The organism is Enterobacter cloacae complex sp. IR5384, from assembly GCF_049237265.1.
Classification (GTDB): Bacteria; Pseudomonadota; Gammaproteobacteria; order Enterobacterales; family Enterobacteriaceae; genus Enterobacter; species Enterobacter cloacae.
In genome coordinates this window covers 1-4,568 of record NZ_JBMKHJ010000076.1, presented here as the reverse complement: position 1 = coordinate 4,568, position 4,568 = coordinate 1, and the positions used below count along the sequence as shown (strand labels likewise).

Sequence of the window (4,568 nt, the reverse complement as noted above, 5' to 3'; positions counted from 1 at the left end):
CTGCTTCAGTTTTAAACTCTTCAGGATAACGCTTACCGCTCATGGGCACCTCTCTTTAAGTCATCTTAAATGACTCTGAGGTGTCTGTTAAACGCGTGGCGATTCATAATGTGCAACTGGGATTCGTTGATGAACCCAGTGACAGCACCAGGAGCAGTTCAGGAAGACAACAGCTACTCTGGCTATAAATGGCTTGGGAGAACCCATAAAAACTATGAGCCGGTTATTGCATTCCGTCAGGGAGACGATATCTGTGTCAACGCAACAGTAAACAGATACTCAACGGATCGAGATTTCAATTGTAAGGTGAATTTGTCTTTATTTAAGGAGTCCAGCAGGAATGATGCTGAACTGGGTTTCCTGTGCATGGATACCATTAAAGCGGAGGAGCTCGAATGGTACATTCACAGACGTAAATTCAGGTCTAATCACCTGTTTTACATTCGCTTCTTCAAGATGGCTTTAAATTATATTCGTGCCGAGCGTGAGGCAGAAGAACCTTACCGGCAGATGCTGAGCCAGGCTCTGGCCGATGGAAATATTGGCCAGCCTAATCTGAGATCAGAGTTGATAGATCGATGCATTGTAGCCTGGCGAGCTGATAACAGGGGGGCGACGCTGGAAGCTGCCATGAGTACAGAGAAGGGCTCCAAAGAGCTCCTGAACCAGCTCTATATGCTCGCTGATGTGGGGCTCAAACATCTTCCCGGGGTTCGTAATTTTATTAGCAGCAAAGGCTATGAGCTGGTCAGGTTATCGGTAAATGCTTCAGGGAAACTTGTTGCATATGCCGCACCAGCAAATTTTGAATGCGACAACCGGATGGAAGGGCATGCCTGGGTTCATCGAATGGTACTTGCTACATCCCGAAATGTCTTAAACGTCACTCATCAACGTTTTGCGAAAATGAAACACTTCTTACCAGCTGAAAACACCCTGTTCGAAGATGAACAGCTGGTGGCCACATGGTCGGGCAAAAAGACTGCTTTCAAAAGCTTCGAAGAGAAGCAGCGTTATTTTGATACATGCTCCCGTGGCGCTCAGGCTCTTAAGCAGTTTTTAAAGCTGAACGATCCGGTGATTTACACCAATCTGCTTGGCCAGTGGATTGAGGCCTATGAAAGTATCAATGAAACCAGTGAGTACGTACAGCAAGTAAGCCTAATGGCTCCTGTTGCGGTCAAGAGCGAAAAAGGTAAAGCCAGCCTCATCTATATTGGCACTAAAGACCTGGCCGACTGGTTTTATCAGAAAGCGCCGACACCCGAGTTGCAGGCGCTGTTCCTTGAGGAATACCTGTCCAAATTTGAAAATAAAGAGGTCAATAAAGAAAAGCTACTTTCACGCAGAAATACCGCTCTGTCTCTCAGTTTTTACACCATGGACAACGGGGAAGTACCAGATGAAATCCTCGTCACCAAATCAGTTGATAATGCCAGACGGTGGTATTCAGGAATGTTCACAAGCATGCCAACGATGTTAAATGACCAGTGGTCCTGCCATGTTGCGCATTTTTCCCGTAACGGAAAACTCTATTTGACGCCTGATCTGGTCACTGATGAAGGGGAACCTGGTTTTGATGAAATACTCGGGTATCCGCGCCCGGAGGGGCTGGTACCGGTAACCGTGTGTGAGTTTGAAATTGACCACTTTAACCGACGTGGCATTGATGCGAATGGTGATAAGGTGAATATTACACAGTGGGTCGATATTTATCAGGGTGAGCGTGAGGTTACGGAACTGCTGGGGCCTATTTCTGAAGAAGGGGTGAACATCAAAACCTACAGGATGGACACTCTTGAGCAGGCGATGAAAAACATCTCCCGGGGCTCGACGCGCCTCAGACCGTCAACGGAGAATAGCGAGTGGCAACAGCCAGCAGAAGGTGTGAGCCGCTATGTACTTCGGTCATGGTAAAACGCGGGGGCAGGTGCCATCAAAACATCAAACAAAAAGCCATTACAGGCTCAAAGACCCCTTATCGCTCAAATTTGAAAGAGATAAGGCTTTATGATGGCAACGAGGATTATCACCCATCTCGCCGGAGTAACTGGCATAAAAATTGTTTAATCTTTATGCCAGCGCTTCGGCATTTGCTGGCAAGGAGACAGTGTTGAAAGACCATATCGTACCCCCACGAAAAACTAGCGCGAGTTTATCTTATCAACTCAAACGTATTGGGCGCATGCTCCTTCTTTTACTGAGCTTGGCTTTTATAGTTTACGGATTCGTACTGGCTTTCCATCCGCCGCTAACAACCTGGCTACTTCAACCCGGTGGACACTTTGCCCCAGATGACCGATTCATACTGGTTAGTGTTAAGGTTCAGTTTACAACCGGAATAATGGGGCTAATTGTTTGGCGCTTATGGTAAAAGTGGCAAGCAATGATGGGAGAAGGATAACGTTGCTCAGCTCAATCCGGTTTACTGATTGCTTAAATAGAAGGCAGTCATGCCTACATCAGAAAGGAGAAGCATAGATGGTAGAAGCACGTTATCAAGGCAAGCCTGTTAGCAGTCTTCCTGAAGAAGCTTTTGCTGAAGGGTTATCGCGATCCGGTTTAAGCCCCGTTCTGCTACTGGCATCCCCGACCACAGTACCCGTTACCACGGATGAGCGCTGGTGGCTCGCAAAGGAAAACGTGTCAGGACATTACGGCAGGATTTTTTATGCTGCGGTGCGGGAGTTGGTCATAAGGTCGGATATCATCTCAGTAGTGAGAAGTATTGCAGATGAGAATTTCACGTCCGAACATATGGGGTACTTCGAGCGACTTACCTCTGATGAAAAAGAAGTCGTGTTTAGTGATTACCTGCGCACTCTCGCTGAAGGCGGTCTTACCTGCACTGAGAAGAATCTCGTCAAACTGACGCAAGATTTATACCCGATTGATGCAACTCCTGACAACATTAGAAAGCTATCCACGGACAGGGATGCACTGAACGAACTACACATCGATGGTATGGTACTTTTTATTACCGGCCCTGCGCTTTGATTATGGAGATAATACATGCGGTGTTATCCCTGTTAAGGGTTAAGGTAACATTCTTCTAGAATTACAGAAAAATAGAGGTCTAACATGATAGTAAATAAAAACAGGTTTATGCATAAAAACGGGAAAAGGTTTAAGTCCATCGGAAGGTATTTAAGATTTTGGCAAGCAGTAGCGTCCTCTGGTTTACCCATGGACATGGTAATACGGGAAAAACCATATCAACTTATGGTCGCTTTGATTGCTTTATATACGGCCATCCCTGTTGTTACAATAGTAATTTTATCTGGTCAGCAATCGCATAAGTTGGAACTAATTGCTGTGCATTTCAGTACAATTATCACGATGGTGTTTGTTTTGCGTCGAAAGATGGGGAAACGTTGGCTGGATTTATTTGAAGAAAAATTAGCCATTTATAAACCTAATGATAAACTCGCGCTTAGCGAATTACACGAAAGCATACGTGAGAAAAATGGGCTAGACTTGCAGGATTTACAAGATTGGTACTGGAAAGAGAAGATGACATATGAGTATCACAAAGAACGTAAAACAACTATAAGCTATCAAAAATTCAAGTAGCGTTTTAAAATGACAGGGGAGGGCTATTGTGATTTATTAAGTCGGCAAGGTTATTAGGTAGGGGTGTTCAATATGATAAATTCTTCGAGTGAGGTTATTTCAAGAGTTGTTCTGGGCCTTTGAGATAGCTAATTATCATTACAGACTTTATCGAAAGGTATGAATTATGAACATTACCGACAAAGAACTTAGCTCAAATACAGTGAGACAGTATGGATGGAACTTAGGAGAGTTCAATCACTCAACGCCTTTTACATCTCATTTTATTTATATCACCGACTATCATAAAGATAATACATGGATGATTTCACTTTCGCAGGAGGATTTTAATACAACCAAAATTTTAACATCGTTAAGTCTAGGGAAGGTGCGAACAAGTTCCTGATATGAGATCATCATATTCATCCGGAGCGCATCCCAGAGGGACATCATGAGCCATTAACTCACCTTCGCCGATAGTGAATTCAGCACTAAGCGCCGTCAGACCCGAAAAGAGATTTTCCTCTCCCGCATGGAGCAGATTCTGCCATGGCAGAATATGACCGCTGTCATCGAGCCGTTTTATCCCAAGGCGGGCAATGGCCGACGGCCCTATCCGCTGGAGACCATGCTGCGTATTCACTGCATGCAGCATTGGTACAACCTGAGCGACGGTGCCATGGAAGATGCCCTGTACGAAATCGCCTCCATGCGCCTGTTTGCCCGATTATCCCTGGATAGCGCCCTGCCGGATCGCACCACCATCATGAATTTCCGCCACCTGCTCGAGCAGCATCAACTGGCCCGTCAATTGTTCAAGACCATCAATCGCTGGCTGGCCGAAGCAGGCGTCATGATGACCCAAGGCACTTTGGTGGATGCCACCATCATTGAGGCACCCAGCTCTAGCAAGAACAAAGAGCAGCAACGCGATCCGGAGATGCATCAGACCAAGAAAGGCAATCAGTGGCACTTTGGCATGAAGGCCCACATTGGTGTCGATGCCAAGAGTGGCC

The 4,568-nt window shown here is 45.8% G+C and carries 3 protein-coding genes and 1 pseudogene; all 4 read left to right on the top strand.

Features of this window, described 5'->3' with window-relative positions:
- Nucleotides 1-129: 129 nt before the first annotated feature.
- Nucleotides 130-1,917 (top strand): hypothetical protein, encoded by a 1,788-nt coding sequence (locus ACOTX3_RS25735; RefSeq protein ID WP_421631659.1) that lies wholly within the window; start codon nt 130-132, stop codon nt 1,915-1,917.
- Between the two features lie 564 nt (nt 1,918-2,481).
- A complete protein-coding gene (locus tag ACOTX3_RS25730; protein WP_000228894.1) occupies nt 2,482-2,997 on the top strand; it encodes a hypothetical protein in 516 nt (171 codons plus the stop codon).
- 84 nt (nt 2,998-3,081) lie between these two features.
- Nucleotides 3,082-3,573: a hypothetical protein gene (locus tag ACOTX3_RS25725; RefSeq protein WP_000636790.1), complete on the top strand. Its 492-nt coding sequence runs from the start codon at nt 3,082-3,084 to the stop codon at nt 3,571-3,573.
- A gap of 496 nt (nt 3,574-4,069) precedes the next feature.
- Nucleotides 4,070-4,568: pseudogene (locus ACOTX3_RS25720) on the top strand (IS5-like element ISKpn26 family transposase); the annotation flags it as partial.

Bases quoted from the DNA above. Each gene is read 5' to 3' on its own strand.
- ACOTX3_RS25725 (WP_000636790.1), top strand. From the start codon at position 3,082: ATGATAGTAAATAAAAACAGGTTTATGCATAAAAACGGGAAAAGGTTT.
- ACOTX3_RS25730 (WP_000228894.1), top strand. From the start codon at position 2,482: ATGGTAGAAGCACGTTATCAAGGCAAGCCTGTTAGCAGTCTTCCTGAA.
- ACOTX3_RS25735 (WP_421631659.1), top strand. From the start codon at position 130: ATGAACCCAGTGACAGCACCAGGAGCAGTTCAGGAAGACAACAGCTAC.